This window comes from Rhodanobacter sp. FDAARGOS 1247, assembly GCF_016889805.1.
Lineage (GTDB): Bacteria > Pseudomonadota > Gammaproteobacteria > Xanthomonadales > Rhodanobacteraceae > Rhodanobacter.
In genome coordinates this window covers 2,254,994-2,268,711 of the sequence record NZ_CP069535.1, presented here as the reverse complement: position 1 = coordinate 2,268,711, position 13,718 = coordinate 2,254,994, and the positions used below count along the sequence as shown (strand labels likewise).

Here is a 13,718-nt window from a genome sequence, read left to right as displayed (position 1 = left end):
GTGCTCATCCGTTACCGCCTGGCCCGCCCGCAGGACGCCCGCGCGATCGGCGTACTGGCGCGGCGGGTGACCCGGCGCTGGATCCTGCCGGAGCAACCGGCCAGCGCGGCAGCGTCGCTGCTCTACGGCATGGGCGCCCGGGTGATCCGGCGCAAGATCCTGGCCGGCCAGCGCTTCCAGCTGGCGTGGCAGGACGACGGACGCCTGGCCGGCGTGGCGGCGATGCGCGACGAATCGCACCTGTTCCAGTTCTTCGTCAGCACGCGCCTGCACGGCCACGGCATCGCCCGCCGACTGTGGCAACGCGCGATGGACGATGCGTTCCGCCGTGCCGGCACGCGCCACTTCACGCTGAATTCCTCGGCGATGGCGGTGCCGGTCTACCGGCATCTGGGTTTCGTCTGCAGCGGGCCGCTGAAGATCAGCGACAACGGCCTGGTGACCCAGCCGATGCATCTGGATCGGCCGTGAAGCCGGCACCCTGACCCGCGGCGATCCGCGAGTTCTTGCGTTGAACGTCACCGCAACTACGAATTTTGGTCATACCGCGGCAAGCGCCGGTCGCATATAAAACGCGCCGGGGGAATCCTTGCCAACGCGTAGGGATTTATCAATGTCGTGGAACAACAAAATCGTCCGCAGCCTGGTGCTCGCGGGATGCGTGGCCTGTTGGCCGACGCTGGCCGCTCCGCTGCTGCCGGATCACCAGGAATTCGACGCCGCACTGCAGGTGCCGTTCCAGGCGACGGCAGGGCGGGACATCGTGATGCACTTCGAATACCCCGGGGCCAACCCGGGCACGCCGGTGGCGTGGCAGGTCGCGCTGCTCGATCACGATGGCCAGTCGCTGCGCGAATGGAATGGCGGCTCCGTGCTGCACACGCGCCAGGCGCAGGCCAGCATCCACTGGGACGGCCTCGATGCGCGCCACCAGCCGCTGCCCGCCGGCTACTACAGCCTGCGTCTGCGCGCGATCGCGCTGGACGATGACAACGCGCGCCGCATCGGCAGCGGCCTGGCCAGTCGTGCGCTGACGCTGGCAGAACGCCTCGCGCCCGAGGCGATCACCGAGCAACGCCAGGAAATCCAGATCGGCCATGTGCCAGCGGCGGTCATGCCGCACTTCACCGCGCTGGCGCAGCATGCTGCTCCGCAGAGCTTCGCGGCCAGCACCGGCGGGCTGCCCTACACGGTCTGGTACGGCGATTTGCACAGCCAGACCAACCACAGCGACGGTGGCGGCGCGCTGGCCACCTGCCACGGCGAGCAGAATCCGCAGAGCAGTGCCTACGGCCCGACCGATGCCTACCAGTACGCGATGGGTCGCGGCCTGGACATGCTGATGACGTCCGAGCACAACCACATGTACGACGGCTCCACCGGCACCAACACGTCGGCCAACCCGGCCACCGCGCACAACCTGTTCGCCTCGGGCCTGCAGGCCGCCGCCGCGTTCCGTGCCGCGCACCCGAACTTCCTGGCGATCTACGGCCAGGAATGGGGCGTGATCAGCAACGGCGGCCACATGAACATCTTCAACGCCGACGGCCTGATCGAGTGGGAGAAGAACAGCGCCGGCCAGCTGATCGGCGACTACGAGATCGCCAAGGGCGACTACGGCTCGCTGTACACGCTGATGCGCGGCAAGGGCTGGATCGGCCAGTTCAACCATCCCGCGCAGAGCGGTCAGTTCAAGGTCGGCGGCACCGACTTCGGCTATACCGCCGACGGTGACCAGGTGATGGTGCTGGCCGAGGTGCTGAACAGCTCGGCGTTCTCGGTGAACACCACCGAATCGGAAACCGTGCGGCCCAATTACGAGATCGCCTTCAACACGATCCTCGAACGCGGTTACCACGTGGCGCCGAGTTCGGACCAGGACAACCACTGCGCCAACTGGGGCGCCAGCTTCAGCAACCGCACCGGCGTGCTGATCCCGACCGGCACCGCGTTGAGCCTGGACAGCTTCCTCGACGCGCTGCGCGCCAGGCGCGTGTTCGCCACCGAGGACAAGACCGCGCAGATCGTGCTGACCGCGAACGGCCACGTGATGGGCGAGCGCTTCGCCAACAGCGGTCCGCTGACGCTCGACGTGAACTACGCCAGCACTTCCGGCCAGACGGCGCAGCACGTGGAGCTGTTCGAGGGCGTGCCCGGCAGCAATGGCAGCGTCACCAGCCTGTCCGAGACGGCCACGACCACGTTCACGCCGGCGGCGGGCGAGCATTTCTATTACGCCAGGATCACCCAGGCCAACGGCCTGCGGCTGTGGTCGGCGCCGGTATGGGTGATCGAGGGTTCCGGTGGTGGCGGCGACACCACGGCGCCGACCGCGACCGCCAGCGAGAACGGCAGCAGCGGCAGCATCAGCTTCACTGCCAGCGCCAGCGACAACGTCGGCGTGACGCGGGTGGAGTTCTACGTGGACGGCGCGCTCAAGGCCACCGACGCCAGCTCGCCGTACAGCGCCACGCTGGACTCGACCACGCTGGGCGACGGCACGCACGCGCTGATCGCCAGGGCGTATGACGCGGCCGGCAACGTCGGCAGCAGCAGTCCGGTCAGCTTCAGCGTGTCCAACGGCAGCAGTGGCGACAGCACGGCCCCCACGGTGAACGCCTCCGAAAGCGGCAGCAGTGGCAGCATCACGTTCAATGCCACCGCCAGTGACAACATCGGCGTGGCACGGGTCGAGTTCTACGTAGATGGCACGCTCAAGGCCACCGACGCCAGCTCGCCGTACAGCGCGACGCTGGACTCGACCACGCTGGGCGACGGCGCGCATGCGCTGATCGCCAGAGCGTACGACGCCGCCGGCAACATCGGCAGCAGCACGGCCGTGGCCTTCAGCGTGTCCAATGCCACCAGCACGCCCGCGCAACTGATCGCCAACGGCGGCTTTGAAAGCGGCACGACGGGATGGACGCAAACCAGCGGCGTGATCACCAGTGACAGCAGCGAGCCCGCGCATGCCGGCAGCTGGAAGGCGTGGCTGGACGGCTACGGCAGCAGCCACACCGACTACGTGCGCCAGCAGGTCAGCATTCCCGTCACCGTTGCCCATGCCACGCTGAAGTTCTTCCTGCACGTGGACACCGCCGAGTCGGGCAGCACCGCGTACGACACGCTGCAGGTGCAGCTGATCACCTCGACCGGCAAGTACATCAACCTGGCCAGCTTCTCCAACACCAACGCCGCCAGCGGCTACCAGCAACACACGATCAGCCTGGATGCGTACAAGGGGCAGACCGTGCAGATCAATTTCTACGGCAAGGAAGACGCCAGCCTGGCAACTTCGTTCGTGCTGGATGACGTGGGCGTCGAGGCACAGTGAGTGTGCACATGGCGGGAAGCACAAGCTTCCCGCCATGCTCGCGGCTGCGGCTACACTGCGTCGGGTCGACGCCGTGCAGGGAACGAGGGATGAGTGACATCGACGCAACCGGGACCACCGGCAAGCTGATCCGCTACGCGCACCTGCGCTGGCTGGTGCGCATCCTGCGGCACCCTTCGGCGGTGCTGTTGCTGGTGCAGCTGATCGGGCTGCTGCTGTACCCGTTCATCGAACACACCCGTCCGGCCCGCGCGCTGTTCGGCGCGTTCGGCGTGCTGGTGCTGTGCCTGGCGATCGCGATGGTGCAGCGTACGCCGGGGCGGGCATGGGTCAGTGCCGCCATCGCGGTGCCGGCGGTGCTGTTCAACGTGCTCGACCTGACACTCGGCCTGCCGGGGCTGAAACCCTGGTGGGCGGCGCTGGAGTCGCTGTTCTATTTCTACGCGGCGATCTGCCTGATCCGCTACATGCTGGCGGACCGGCGCGCCACCAGCGACGAGCTGTTCGCGGCCGGCGCCACGTTCACCCTGCTGGTCTGGGCGTTCACCTATCTGTTCGTGCTGTGCCAGACCCTGCAGCCGGGCTGTTTCGCGGCGGCGGTGAATCCGGATGCGCCGCGCAGCTGGACCGAGCTGCTGTTCCTGAGCTTTGCCCTGATGTCCAGCACCGGCATCGGCGACGTCATTCCGGTCACCGTGCACGCCCGTGCGGTGGCCAGCCTGGAGATGTTCGTGGGGGTGATGTACATGGCGCTGGTGGTGTCGCGACTGATCGGACTGACCCTGTTGCGCAAGGGCGAGTAGCGACAGGTGCGCCGGGCGAGGTGTCCCGGCGCAACCGCAGTGACTCGCGGTTCGCCGGGGCAGCGGGCGCTTACTTGCTGTTCTTCTTCTTTTCCTGCTTGGCCGCCTTCTTTTCCTTCATGGTCTTGGCCGGTTTCTTCTTCTCGTCCTTCTTTGAATCCATGCCCTTGCTCATGTGGCTCTCCGCGATGTGGATGGTTGGCAGTGACGCATGGGCAAGTCTAAGCCGTTCTGCCGGTTCCGGGCAGGGTGCTCAGATGCGATCGTCGGGGGCCAGGTAGCGCCATTGCCCCGGCGGCAGTTTCGACAGCGGAATGCGCCCCACCCGCAGGCACTTCATCGCCAGCACCTTGAGGCCGACCGCGTGGCACATCGGCTCGATCCGGCTCGCCGACATCCGCTTGAAGGCGAAGCGCAGGCGCTGCTCGCTCTGCCAGCTGACCTTGATCGGCGGCATCGCGTAGTTGTTGAAGCTCAGGCCGTGGTTGAGCAGGGCCAGGCCGTTCTCCTTCAGCGTGCCGCTGACCTCGACCACGAACTCCTGCTCGATCCGGTCGATGTCCTCGGTGAGCTTGCGGCTGACCCGCCAGTCCTGGGTGAACACCAGCAGGCCGCTGGCAGCGGTGGGCAAGGCCAGCGGCGCGCCGAGGCCGTGCATGTGCCGCTGCAGCGGCCGCACGCCGGAAGCGTCGTCGGCCCATCGCGTGGCCGGCGTGACCAGCGCGCGGGCCGGGTTCGGGCCGTCGCCCGCGTCGTAGCCGGCCGGCTTGTGCAGCACCAGGGTGACTGCCTCCAGCGGCGCCAGTTTGGCGGCCGGGTCGATCTCGACGGTCTGCGTGTCGACCATGAACTGCGGCTCTTCCACCACGATGCCGTCGACCCGCACCCAGCCGCCCTCGATGTACTGCTCGGCCTCGCGGCGCGAACATTGCGCCAGCGCGACGACGCGCTTGGCCAGGCGGAGGGATTCGGTCATCGGGCATGCCAGCGGGTGAGGGTGGGCCATTGTAGGCCGGCTTCGGCGCGGGAAATCGGCGGCTGGCAATCGGCGCCGGATGTCCCCACATCGAAGTCATCCGTTTTGGCACGAGTCACGACATGATCCCGTTTTCCATTCTCGACCTGGCCCCGGTGACCGAAGGCAGCGATGCCAGCCAGGCGTTCCGCAACACGCTGGACCTGGCCCGCCTGGGCGAACAGCTGGGCTATCGCCGTTACTGGCTGGCCGAGCACCACAACATGCCCGGCATCGCCAGCGCCGCGACGGCGGTGCTGATCGGCCACGTGGCGGCGGGCACCTCGACCATCCGCGTCGGCGCCGGCGGCATCATGCTGCCCAACCATTCGCCGCTGCAGGTGGCCGAGGCGTTCGGCACGCTGGCTTCGCTGCACCCGGGCCGGATCGACCTGGGGCTGGGCCGTGCGCCGGGCACGGACCAGGCCACCGCGCGTGCCTTGCGCCGCTACTTCGATGGCGCGGACAACTTTCCGCAGGATGTGCTGGAACTGCTCGCCTATTTCGAGCCCGCCGTGGCCGGACAGCAGGTGCGCGCCGTCCCCGGCGCCGGCGTCGAGGTGCCGGTGTGGCTGCTCGGCTCCAGCCTGTTCAGCGCGAAGCTGTCGGCGCAGCTCGGCCTGCCGTTCGCGTTTGCCTCGCACTTCGCGCCGGACGCGATGGACGAGGCGCTGGCGCTGTACCGGCGCGATTTCCAGCCCTCCGCCCGCCTGCAGCAGCCGTACGCGATGCTGGGCCTCAACGTGGTCGCCGCCGACAGCGATGCCGAGGCGCGCCGGCTGTTCACCACCCAGCAGCAGAGCTTCATCAACCTGCGTCGTGGCCGGCCGGGGCTGATCCCGCCGCCGATCGACGACATCGAGGCGTACTGGACGCCGCCGGAAAAGCTGATGGTGGAGCGCGCGCTGGCCTGTGCCGTGGTCGGCGACGCGGCCACGGTGGAGCGGGGCATCGCCGCCTTCATCGGGCGGCACCGGCCGGACGAACTGCTGCTCACCGCCAACGTGTTCGAGCATGGGGCGCGGCGGCGTTCGTTCGAGCTGGCGGCCGCGGCGCGCGATCGGCTGCAGGCCGCATGAGTCCCGGGGCGCCAATCGGCCATAATGGGCGTTGTTCTCCCATCGCGAAGCTCTTCCACGCATGAAAACCCCCAAGGGCCTGCAGGACCTGATCGACGAAGGCGTGATCGATCAGGTGCTGCGACCGCTGAAGAGCGGCAAGGAAGCCTCCGTCTACGTCGTCCGCTCGGGCGAGGACATCCGTTGCGCCAAGGTCTACAAGGACATGGCGCAGCGCAGTTTCCAGGCGCGCGTGCAATACCAGGAAGGCCGCAAGGTGCGCGGCAGCCGGCAGATGCGCGCGATGGGCAAGGCCACCAAATTCGGCCGCAAGGAGGCCGAGGCCGCCTGGAAGAATGCCGAGGTCGACGCGCTCTACCAGCTCACCGCCGCCGGCGTGCGCGTGCCCAAACCCTACGGTTATTTCAGCGGCGTGCTGGTGATGGAGTTGGTCACCGACGCGGAGGGCTACTCGGCGCCGCGGCTGGGCGAGGTGGAACTGTCAGCCGACACCGCCCGCGAGTACCACCGCTTCCTGATGCAGCAGGTGGCGCGGATGCTGTGCGTGGGCCTGATCCACGGCGACCTTTCCGAATACAACGTGCTGGTGGGACCGGACGGTCCGGTGATCATCGACCTGCCGCAGGCGGTCAGCGCCTCGGGCAACAACAACGCCCGCACCATGCTGCGGCGCGACGTGGGCAACATCAGCATCAGCCTGTCGCGCTTCGCGCCGGAGCTGCTGGACACCCACTATGGCGAGGAGATGTGGGCGCTGTACGAACTGGGTGAACTGCACCCGGACAGCGAACTCACCGGCCACTTCGAGTTCGACGAGACCATCGCCGACGTGGACAGCGTGATGCAGTCGATCATCGACGCGCGCGAGGAAGCGATCATCCGCCAGCAGGGGCGCGAGGCCGCGGCGCAGGAAGACTGAGCTTCGCGGCGTAGGGCGGGCACTGCCCGCCGCTCTTCATTCCGCGCATGACGCAAGCAAAAAGCTGGCGGGCAGTGCCCGCCCTACGCCTGTGGGGGCGCGTCAGTGCGTGCTGACGTCGACCAGTTCCACGTCGAACACCAGCGAGGCGTTCGGCGGGATGTCGCCACCGGCGCCGCGCGCGCCGTAGCCGAGCTCGGCGGGAATCAGCAGGGTGCGCTTGCCGCCCACCTTCATGCCGGCCACGCCCTGGTCCCAGCCGTCGATCACGCGGCCAGCGCCCAGCGGGAAGTTGAACGGCGCGCCGTGGTCGTACGAGCTGTCGAACTTGGCGCCGTGCTTGTCCTTGGCGCTGTCGTCGTAGAGCCAGCCGGTGTACTGCACCAGCACGTCCATGCCGGGCTTGGCCTCGGCACCGGTGCCGACCCGGGTGTCGATGATGGTGAGCTTGTCGACCTTGCCGCTGGCGTGCGCCGGAGGTGGCGTACTGCAGGCGGCGAGGGCGAACACGGTGAGCAGGGGCAGCAACCAGCGCATGGGTGACTCCGGGAAGGTGGATGGAAAGGGACAGGGTATTACGTGTCCGCAAGCTTTGTGGCGGCGTGGACCCCACCCCAGCCCTCCCCTGCCGAGCAGGGGAGGGAATTCCGGCGTTTTTCGGCTTTGTGGCAGACGCTCAGCTCACCAGTTCGGCGGCGACCATGCGCTTGAACGGCTCGACGGCCACCGCATCGGCATCGTTCATCAACTGCAACTGGCCGTCCTGGATCAGCGCCTGCAGGCGCATGCCACGCTGCAGCAGTGCCACCAGTTCGGCCACCGTGGCGACGGGAATGTCCAGCACGGTGAGGTTCTTGTTGCGGGCCAGCGCACTGGCGTTCTTGTTCCACCAGATCTCCGCCGCGTTGCCGCCGTAGTTGATCACCACCACCTGGCGCGAACGACCGCAGGCCTTGCGGATGCGCGTCTCGTCGGGCTGGCCGACCTCGATCCACAGCTCGATCTCGTCGGTATACGCCTTGCGCCACAGCGCCGGTTCGTCCTCGTCGCTGATGCCCTTGCCGAATTCCAGGCGATCCTCGGCATACAGCGCGAACGCGAGCAGGCGCACCATCAGGCGCTCTTCGGTTTCCGACGGATGCCGCGCCAGGGTCAACGCATGGGTGGCGTAGTAATGCCGGTCCATGTCGCTGACCTGCAGTTCGACTTTGTAGATGGTGGAGTTCAGTGCCATGGGCGTACCTGGAGACAACAAGCCGACCATTGTACGCGCCGGGCAGCACCTACACTGTGCGCACATGAAGTCGCCCACGCCCAGCTTCACCCGTGACGCCCGCGCCAGCACGGTGCACCTGCCGCCGGGCCACTGGGCGACCGTGCTCGACGCGCTGTGTGCGCACTTCGCCGCGATCAGCCGCGCGCAATGGCTGGACCGCATCGAACGCGGACGCGTGCTGGATGGGCAGGGCGGCGCGATCACGCCGCAGACGCCGTACCGGGCGGGGCTGCGCATCCACTACTACCGCGAGGTGGCGGATGAGCCGGTGATCCCGTTCGGCGAAACCGTGCTGCATGTGGACGAACATTTGGTGGTGGCCGACAAGCCGCACTTCCTGCCGGTGACGCCGGCCGGCGGCTTCGTCGAACAGACCCTGCTGCGCCGGCTGGTCCTGCGACTGGGCAACCCCGCGCTGGTGCCGCTGCACCGGATCGACCGGCTCACCGCGGGCCTGGTGCTGTTCTCGGCCAGCCCGGCCAGCCGCGCCGCGTATCAGGCGCTGTTCCGCGAGCGGCGCATCGACAAGCGTTACGAGGCACTGGCGCCGGCCTTGCCCGGGCTGGTGTTTCCGCACCTGCGGCGCTCGCGCATCGTTGCCGGCGAGCCGTTCTTCCGGATGCGCGAGGCGGCAGGCGAGGCGAACAGCGAGACGCGCATCGAGGTGATCGAACAGGGCGCCGGTGACTGGCGTTATGCGCTGTTCCCGCGGACCGGAAGGAAGCACCAGTTGCGCCTGCACATGGCCGCGCTGGGGGCACCGATCAGCGGCGATCCCCTGTATCCGGCGCTGGCCGAGCCGGCCGCCGACGATCACCTTCGGCCGCTGAAATTGCTGGCGAAGGAGCTGGCGTTCGTCGATCCGTTGTCCGGACAACCGCGGCACTTCGCGAGCGCCCTGACGCTGTAGGCGGGCGGCACCTGCGGGCTCGCCGTTTCGCGCCATCGGTAACCACCCGTGGCCATTCCACGCTATCTTCCACCGCAGCATCCATCCGGGGGAGAGTCGTCAGTGAGTGCAAAACCAGCTTCCATCAGCGCGCCACGCACCGAGTTGACCGTGCGTGGCCTGATCATCGGCATCGTGATCACCCTGGTGTTCACCGCGGCCAACGTGTTCTTCGGCCTCAAGGCCGGCCTGACCTTCGCCACCTCGATTCCGGCGGCGGTGATCTCGATGGCGATCCTGCGCAACTTCAGGAACTCGACCATCCAGGAAAACAACATCGTGCAGACGATCGCCTCGTCGGCAGGCACCTTGTCGGCGATCATCTTCGTGCTGCCCGGCCTGGTCATGGTCGGCTGGTGGACCGGCTTCCCGTTCTGGATCACCTTCGGCATCTGCGCCACCGGCGGCGTCCTGGGCGTGATGTACACGATCCCGCTGCGCCGCGCGCTGGTCACCGATTCCGACCTGCCGTATCCGGAAGGCGTGGCCTGCGCCGAGGTGCTGAAGGTGGGCGGCGGCGACGATTCGGAATCCACCACGGAAGAGAGCAGCCGCGCCGGCCTGCTCGCCGTGATGGGCGGCTCGGTGGTCTCGGCGCTGTTCGCCATCGTGGTGGCCACCCGCGTGTTCGGCAGCAACGTGGCGCAGTATTTCCGCCTCGACGATCGCGGTTCGGCGACCGGCTACGACTTCAACCTTTCCTTCGCGCTGCTGGCGGTCGGACACCTGGTGGGGCTGTGGGTCGGCCTTGCCATGTTGTTCGGCGCGGTGATCGCGTGGGGCTGGGCGGTGCCGCATTACACCGGGTTGCTTGTTGGCGTCACCGGTGCCGCGGCGGACGTGGCGCAGGCGGCGTGGAGCAGCAAGGTGCGCTTCATCGGCGCCGGCACGATCGGCGTGGCGGCGATCTGGACGCTGGCCAAGCTGGTCAAGCCGGTGATCGGCGGACTCGCCGCGGCGATGGCCTCGTCGCGGGCGCGCAAGTCCGGCCAGGGCGCCAGCCTGCCACGTACCGAGTTGGACATGCCGATCGGCATCGTCGGCCTGGTCAGCCTGCTGTGCCTGCTGCCGATCGCCTGGCTGCTGGGTGATTTCGCCGGCGATACCGGCCTGGGCGACCACCTGGGCCTGCTGCTGGTCGGCGGCCTGGTGTTCGTGGTGGTGATGGGTTTCCTGGTTTCGGCGGTGTGCGGCTACATGGCCGGCCTGATCGGCTCGTCCAACAGCCCGCTGTCGGGCGTGGGCATCCTGGTGGTGATCGTGGCGGCGCTGTTGCTGGTCGCCGGCGTGCAGTCGCAACTGCCGGCCAGCGCGGGCAAGGGGCTGGTGGCGTTCGCGCTGTTCGCCACCTCGATCGTGTTTTCGGTGGCGACCATCGCCAACAACAACCTGCAGGACCTGAAGACTGGCCAGCTGGTCGACGCCACGCCGTGGAAGCAGCAGGTGGCGCTGGTCGCCGGCGTGCTGGTGGGCGCGGCGGTGATCCCGCCGGTGCTGGACCTGGTCAACCAGGCCTACGGTTTCGCCGGCATGCCGGGCGTCGACCCGGCGCGCGCGCTGGCGGCGCCCCAGGCCGGACTGATCTCCGCGCTGGCGCAGGGCGTGATCCAGGGCAACATCGACTGGAGCCTGATCATCCTGGGCGGCGCGATCGGCGTGGTGCTGATCATCATCGACGCGGTGCTGGGACGCGCCAGTAAGTCCGCCTCGCTGCCGCCGCTGGCGGTGGGCCTGGGCATCTACCTGCCGACCTCGACCACGCTGATGGTGGTGGTCGGCGCGATCGTGGGCTGGTATTTCGACAAGCGCGCCGACCGCGCGCGCGACCCGGAGGCGACCAAGCAGCTGGGCGTGCTGCTGGCCTCGGGCATGATCGTGGGCGAGAGCATCATCGGCGTGGTGATCGCCGCGATCGTGGTGTTCTCCGGCAAGGAGGCGCCGCTGGCCCTGGTCGGCGGCGGCTTCGCCAATGCGGCGATCTGGATCGGCGGGATCGCCTTCATCGCGGTCAACGTGGCGCTGTATCGCTGGGTGGCCCGACTGGGCCGTACACCCGCAGCCGGTTGAGGGGTTTGACGGGCGTTTGTCCGCGCCGTGGCGCATGATCGCGCTGCGGCGGGGCAGATCGCCCGGCTGCCACGACAACGAGGTGACCGCCATGCTGGATTGGTTGCAATACCGCAAGGAACTGCTGGGCCGGATCGGCGAGATCGGCAAGCTGAGCCCGGATACCCTGAAGGGCTACCAGACGCTGTCCGCCGCCGGCGAAAAGACCGGTCACCTGGATGCGAAGACGCGCGAGCTGATCTCGCTGGCGGTGGCGGTGACCACCCGCTGCGACGGCTGCATCACGGTGCACGTGGGCGAGGCGCTGAAGCATGGCGCCAGTCGCGAGGAAATTGCCGAAGCACTCGGTGTCGCGGTGGCGATGAACGCCGGCGCCGCCCTGGTGTATTCCGCCCGCGCGATGGATGCGGTCAGCGCGCACAGCGGCGGTTGAGTCGGCAATCGGCGCGGACGCAAGGCGCCGCCACGTACAATGCCGCCATCGTTTTGATGGTCGAGGGATGACGTGACGGTTGCCGGAGTTTCCGCTGCCGCGCCGGATGCGGCGCTGGCGGCCCTGTTCGTGCCGTTCGAGTCCGGCGAGTTGTCCTTGCCGGCGGACGGTCGCGTGCTGTTCCTGCGCGCCCGCGCGGGCGTGCGCCTGCGCGAGATGGCGCAGCCGGGGTGGCTGTGCGAGCAGGGCTTCCTGCCGTTTGCCGACGAACTGGCGCGCAACGGCCTGCGCGTGGGCGAGCCGGCGGCCGGGGAGAAATTTTCGCTGGTGTTGCTGCTGCCGCCGCGCCAGCGCGACGAAGCCCGCGCGCTGTTCGCCCGCGCGTTGCAGCACGTGGCGGCCGGCGGCGTGCTGCTGGCGGCGATGCCGAATGCCGAGGGCGCGAAGTCGGGCGAGGCGGACCTGGCGAAGCTGGCCGGCGCCGTGCAGCACCAGTCCAAGCACAAGTGCCGGGTGTTCTGGAGCACGCCGTCTGCCGACACGGTGGACCACGCCTTGCTGGCGGAATGGCTGGCGCTGGATGCGCCCCGCGAAATCATGGACGGCTACATCAGCCGCCCCGGCCTGTTCGCCTGGGATCGCGTCGATCGTGCCTCGGCGCTGCTGGCCGCGCATCTGTCGGCGGATCTGCGCGGCAGCGTGGCCGATCTCGGCGGCGGCTACGGTTATCTTTCCGCGCAGGTCATCGCGCGCTGCCCGCGGGTGCAGGCGGTTGACCTGTACGAGGCCGAGGCGCGCGCGCTGGAGCCGGCGCGACTCAACCTGGCCCGGGCGAAGCGCGCAGCCGGCAGGGAACTCGCGGTGGCGGTGTACTGGCATGACGTCACCCGCGGCCTGGCGCGGCGCTACGACGCCATCGTCAGCAATCCGCCGTTCCACCAGGGCCGCGCCGACCTGCCCGAGCTGGGCCGCGCGTTCATCGTCAGCGCGGCCGAGGCGCTGCAGCCGGACGGCCGCCTGTTGCTGGTGGCCAATCGCCATCTGCCCTACGAGGCCGTGCTGGCCTCGCGTTTTCATGAAGTGCGCACGCTGGTCGTGCAGGAAGGATTCAAGGTGATCGAAGCGGTGGGAGTGCGGGGATGAAACTGGTCAAGCTGATCGCCAACCTGGGTTATGGCAGCCGCAAGGACGTCACGGCGCTGTTCCGTTCCGGCCGCATCACCGATGCCGAGGGCGAAGTGCTGTACGCCGACGACGTGGTGCCGTACGAGACCATCCGCGTCGACGACGAGCCGCTCGATCCGCCGCCCGGCCTGGTGCTGATGCTGAACAAGCCGCTGGGCGTCACCTGCTCGCGCAAGGACCCGGGACGGGTGGTCTACGACCTGCTGCCGCCGCGCTACAGCGTGCGCTCGCCGGCGCTGTCCAGCGTGGGCCGGCTCGATCGGGATACCTCCGGCCTGCTGCTGTTCACCGACGACGGTGCGCTGCTGCACCGGATCATTTCGCCCAAGGCGCAGGTGACCAAGGTCTACGAGGCGACGCTGGCGCAGGATCTGCGCGGCGACGAAGGCGCGCTGTTCGCCAGCGGAAGCCTGATGCTGGAATCGGAGAAGGAGCCGCTGGCGCCGGCGAACCTTGAAGTGCTGGGCCCGCGCCATGCCCGGCTCAGCGTCACCGAGGGCCGCTACCACCAGGTGCGGCGAATGTTTGCCGCCACCGGCAACCATGTCGAGACCCTGCAGCGGATCTCGGTGGGCAGGCTCGCGTTGGGCGAGCTGCCGCTGGGCGAATGGCGTGCGCTGGATGCCGACGAGGTCGCGCTGATCTTCGCGCCCTAGCA

At 68.4% G+C, this 13,718-nt stretch carries 13 protein-coding genes; 10 read left to right on the top strand and 3 right to left on the bottom strand.

Features of this window, described 5'->3' with window-relative positions; all coding sequences use genetic code 11:
• The 3 genes from I6J77_RS10340 (at nt 1) to I6J77_RS10330 (ending at nt 4,137) form a co-directional block, all read left to right on the top strand.
• Nucleotides 1-471 carry a GNAT family N-acetyltransferase gene (locus tag I6J77_RS10340; RefSeq protein WP_204108907.1) on the top strand — a complete coding sequence of 157 codons (471 nt, stop codon included), beginning with the start codon at nt 1-3 and terminating at the stop codon, nt 469-471.
• A 142-nt stretch (nt 472-613) separates the two neighbouring features.
• Complete coding sequence (locus I6J77_RS10335) at nt 614-3,334, top strand: Ig-like domain-containing protein (protein ID WP_204108906.1); 2,721 nt, start codon at nt 614-616, stop codon at nt 3,332-3,334.
• Between the two features lie 89 nt (nt 3,335-3,423).
• Complete coding sequence (locus tag I6J77_RS10330; RefSeq protein ID WP_204108905.1) at nt 3,424-4,137, top strand: ion channel; 714 nt, start codon at nt 3,424-3,426, stop codon at nt 4,135-4,137.
• 253 nt (nt 4,138-4,390) lie between these two features.
• On the opposite strand, the gene I6J77_RS10325 is transcribed toward I6J77_RS10330, so the two are convergent.
• A complete protein-coding gene (locus tag I6J77_RS10325) occupies nt 4,391-5,113 on the bottom strand; it encodes an rRNA pseudouridine synthase (protein ID WP_204108904.1) in 723 nt (240 codons plus the stop codon).
• A 122-nt stretch (nt 5,114-5,235) separates the two neighbouring features.
• Between I6J77_RS10325 and I6J77_RS10320 the strand changes: the two genes are divergently transcribed.
• Nucleotides 5,236-6,231 carry an LLM class flavin-dependent oxidoreductase gene (locus I6J77_RS10320; RefSeq protein ID WP_204108903.1) on the top strand — a complete coding sequence of 332 codons (996 nt, stop codon included), beginning with the start codon at nt 5,236-5,238 and terminating at the stop codon, nt 6,229-6,231.
• Nucleotides 6,232-6,292: 61 nt separating this feature from the next.
• Nucleotides 6,293-7,150, top strand: a complete 858-nt coding sequence (locus I6J77_RS10315; protein ID WP_056718193.1) for a PA4780 family RIO1-like protein kinase — start codon at nt 6,293-6,295, stop codon at nt 7,148-7,150.
• 102 nt (nt 7,151-7,252) lie between these two features.
• Here I6J77_RS10315 and I6J77_RS10310 read toward each other — a convergent pair whose 3' ends face one another.
• Together I6J77_RS10310 and I6J77_RS10305 are read right to left on the bottom strand one after the other, a co-directional pair.
• Nucleotides 7,253-7,687: an FKBP-type peptidyl-prolyl cis-trans isomerase gene (locus I6J77_RS10310; protein ID WP_056718192.1), complete on the bottom strand. Its 435-nt coding sequence runs from the start codon at nt 7,685-7,687 to the stop codon at nt 7,253-7,255.
• Nucleotides 7,688-7,826: 139 nt separating this feature from the next.
• Nucleotides 7,827-8,384: a YaeQ family protein gene (locus I6J77_RS10305; protein ID WP_056718191.1), complete on the bottom strand. Its 558-nt coding sequence runs from the start codon at nt 8,382-8,384 to the stop codon at nt 7,827-7,829.
• Between the two features lie 64 nt (nt 8,385-8,448).
• On the opposite strand from I6J77_RS10305, the gene I6J77_RS10300 reads away from it, so the two are divergent.
• The 5 genes from I6J77_RS10300 to I6J77_RS10280 all read left to right on the top strand — a co-directional run bounded on the left by I6J77_RS10300 (nt 8,449) and on the right by I6J77_RS10280 (nt 13,716).
• Nucleotides 8,449-9,336, top strand: coding sequence for a pseudouridine synthase (locus I6J77_RS10300; RefSeq protein WP_204108902.1), 888 nt, complete (start codon nt 8,449-8,451; stop codon nt 9,334-9,336).
• A gap of 102 nt (nt 9,337-9,438) precedes the next feature.
• On the top strand, nt 9,439-11,442 hold the full coding sequence (locus tag I6J77_RS10295; protein WP_204108901.1) for an OPT family oligopeptide transporter: 2,004 nt from the start codon (nt 9,439-9,441) through the stop codon (nt 11,440-11,442).
• A 91-nt stretch (nt 11,443-11,533) separates the two neighbouring features.
• On the top strand, nt 11,534-11,875 hold the full coding sequence (locus I6J77_RS10290) for a carboxymuconolactone decarboxylase family protein (protein ID WP_204108900.1): 342 nt from the start codon (nt 11,534-11,536) through the stop codon (nt 11,873-11,875).
• A 72-nt stretch (nt 11,876-11,947) separates the two neighbouring features.
• The gene (locus tag I6J77_RS10285) at nt 11,948-13,018 is read left to right on the top strand and encodes a class I SAM-dependent methyltransferase (RefSeq protein ID WP_204108899.1); all 1,071 of its coding nucleotides are present in this window, start codon (nt 11,948-11,950) and stop codon (nt 13,016-13,018) included.
• Nucleotides 13,015-13,716 carry a pseudouridine synthase gene (locus tag I6J77_RS10280; protein ID WP_204108898.1) on the top strand — a complete coding sequence of 234 codons (702 nt, stop codon included), beginning with the start codon at nt 13,015-13,017 and terminating at the stop codon, nt 13,714-13,716. Before I6J77_RS10285 ends, I6J77_RS10280 begins: the two co-directional genes overlap by 4 nt.
• Nucleotides 13,717-13,718 lie beyond the last annotated feature (2 nt).

Excerpts from the sequence above, each read along its gene's own strand:
- I6J77_RS10300 (WP_204108902.1), top strand. The coding sequence starts at position 8,449 with ATGAAGTCGCCCACGCCCAGCTTCACCCGTGACGCCCGCGCCAGCACG.
- I6J77_RS10290 (WP_204108900.1), top strand. The coding sequence starts at position 11,534 with ATGCTGGATTGGTTGCAATACCGCAAGGAACTGCTGGGCCGGATCGGC.
- I6J77_RS10320 (WP_204108903.1), top strand. The coding sequence starts at position 5,236 with ATGATCCCGTTTTCCATTCTCGACCTGGCCCCGGTGACCGAAGGCAGC.
- I6J77_RS10330 (WP_204108905.1), top strand. The coding sequence starts at position 3,424 with ATGAGTGACATCGACGCAACCGGGACCACCGGCAAGCTGATCCGCTAC.
- I6J77_RS10315 (WP_056718193.1), top strand. The coding sequence starts at position 6,293 with ATGAAAACCCCCAAGGGCCTGCAGGACCTGATCGACGAAGGCGTGATC.
- I6J77_RS10335 (WP_204108906.1), top strand. The coding sequence starts at position 614 with ATGTCGTGGAACAACAAAATCGTCCGCAGCCTGGTGCTCGCGGGATGC.
- I6J77_RS10325 (WP_204108904.1), bottom strand. The coding sequence starts at position 5,113 with ATGACCGAATCCCTCCGCCTGGCCAAGCGCGTCGTCGCGCTGGCGCAA.
- I6J77_RS10280 (WP_204108898.1), top strand. The coding sequence starts at position 13,015 with ATGAAACTGGTCAAGCTGATCGCCAACCTGGGTTATGGCAGCCGCAAG.
- I6J77_RS10310 (WP_056718192.1), bottom strand. The coding sequence starts at position 7,687 with ATGCGCTGGTTGCTGCCCCTGCTCACCGTGTTCGCCCTCGCCGCCTGC.
- I6J77_RS10305 (WP_056718191.1), bottom strand. The coding sequence starts at position 8,384 with ATGGCACTGAACTCCACCATCTACAAAGTCGAACTGCAGGTCAGCGAC.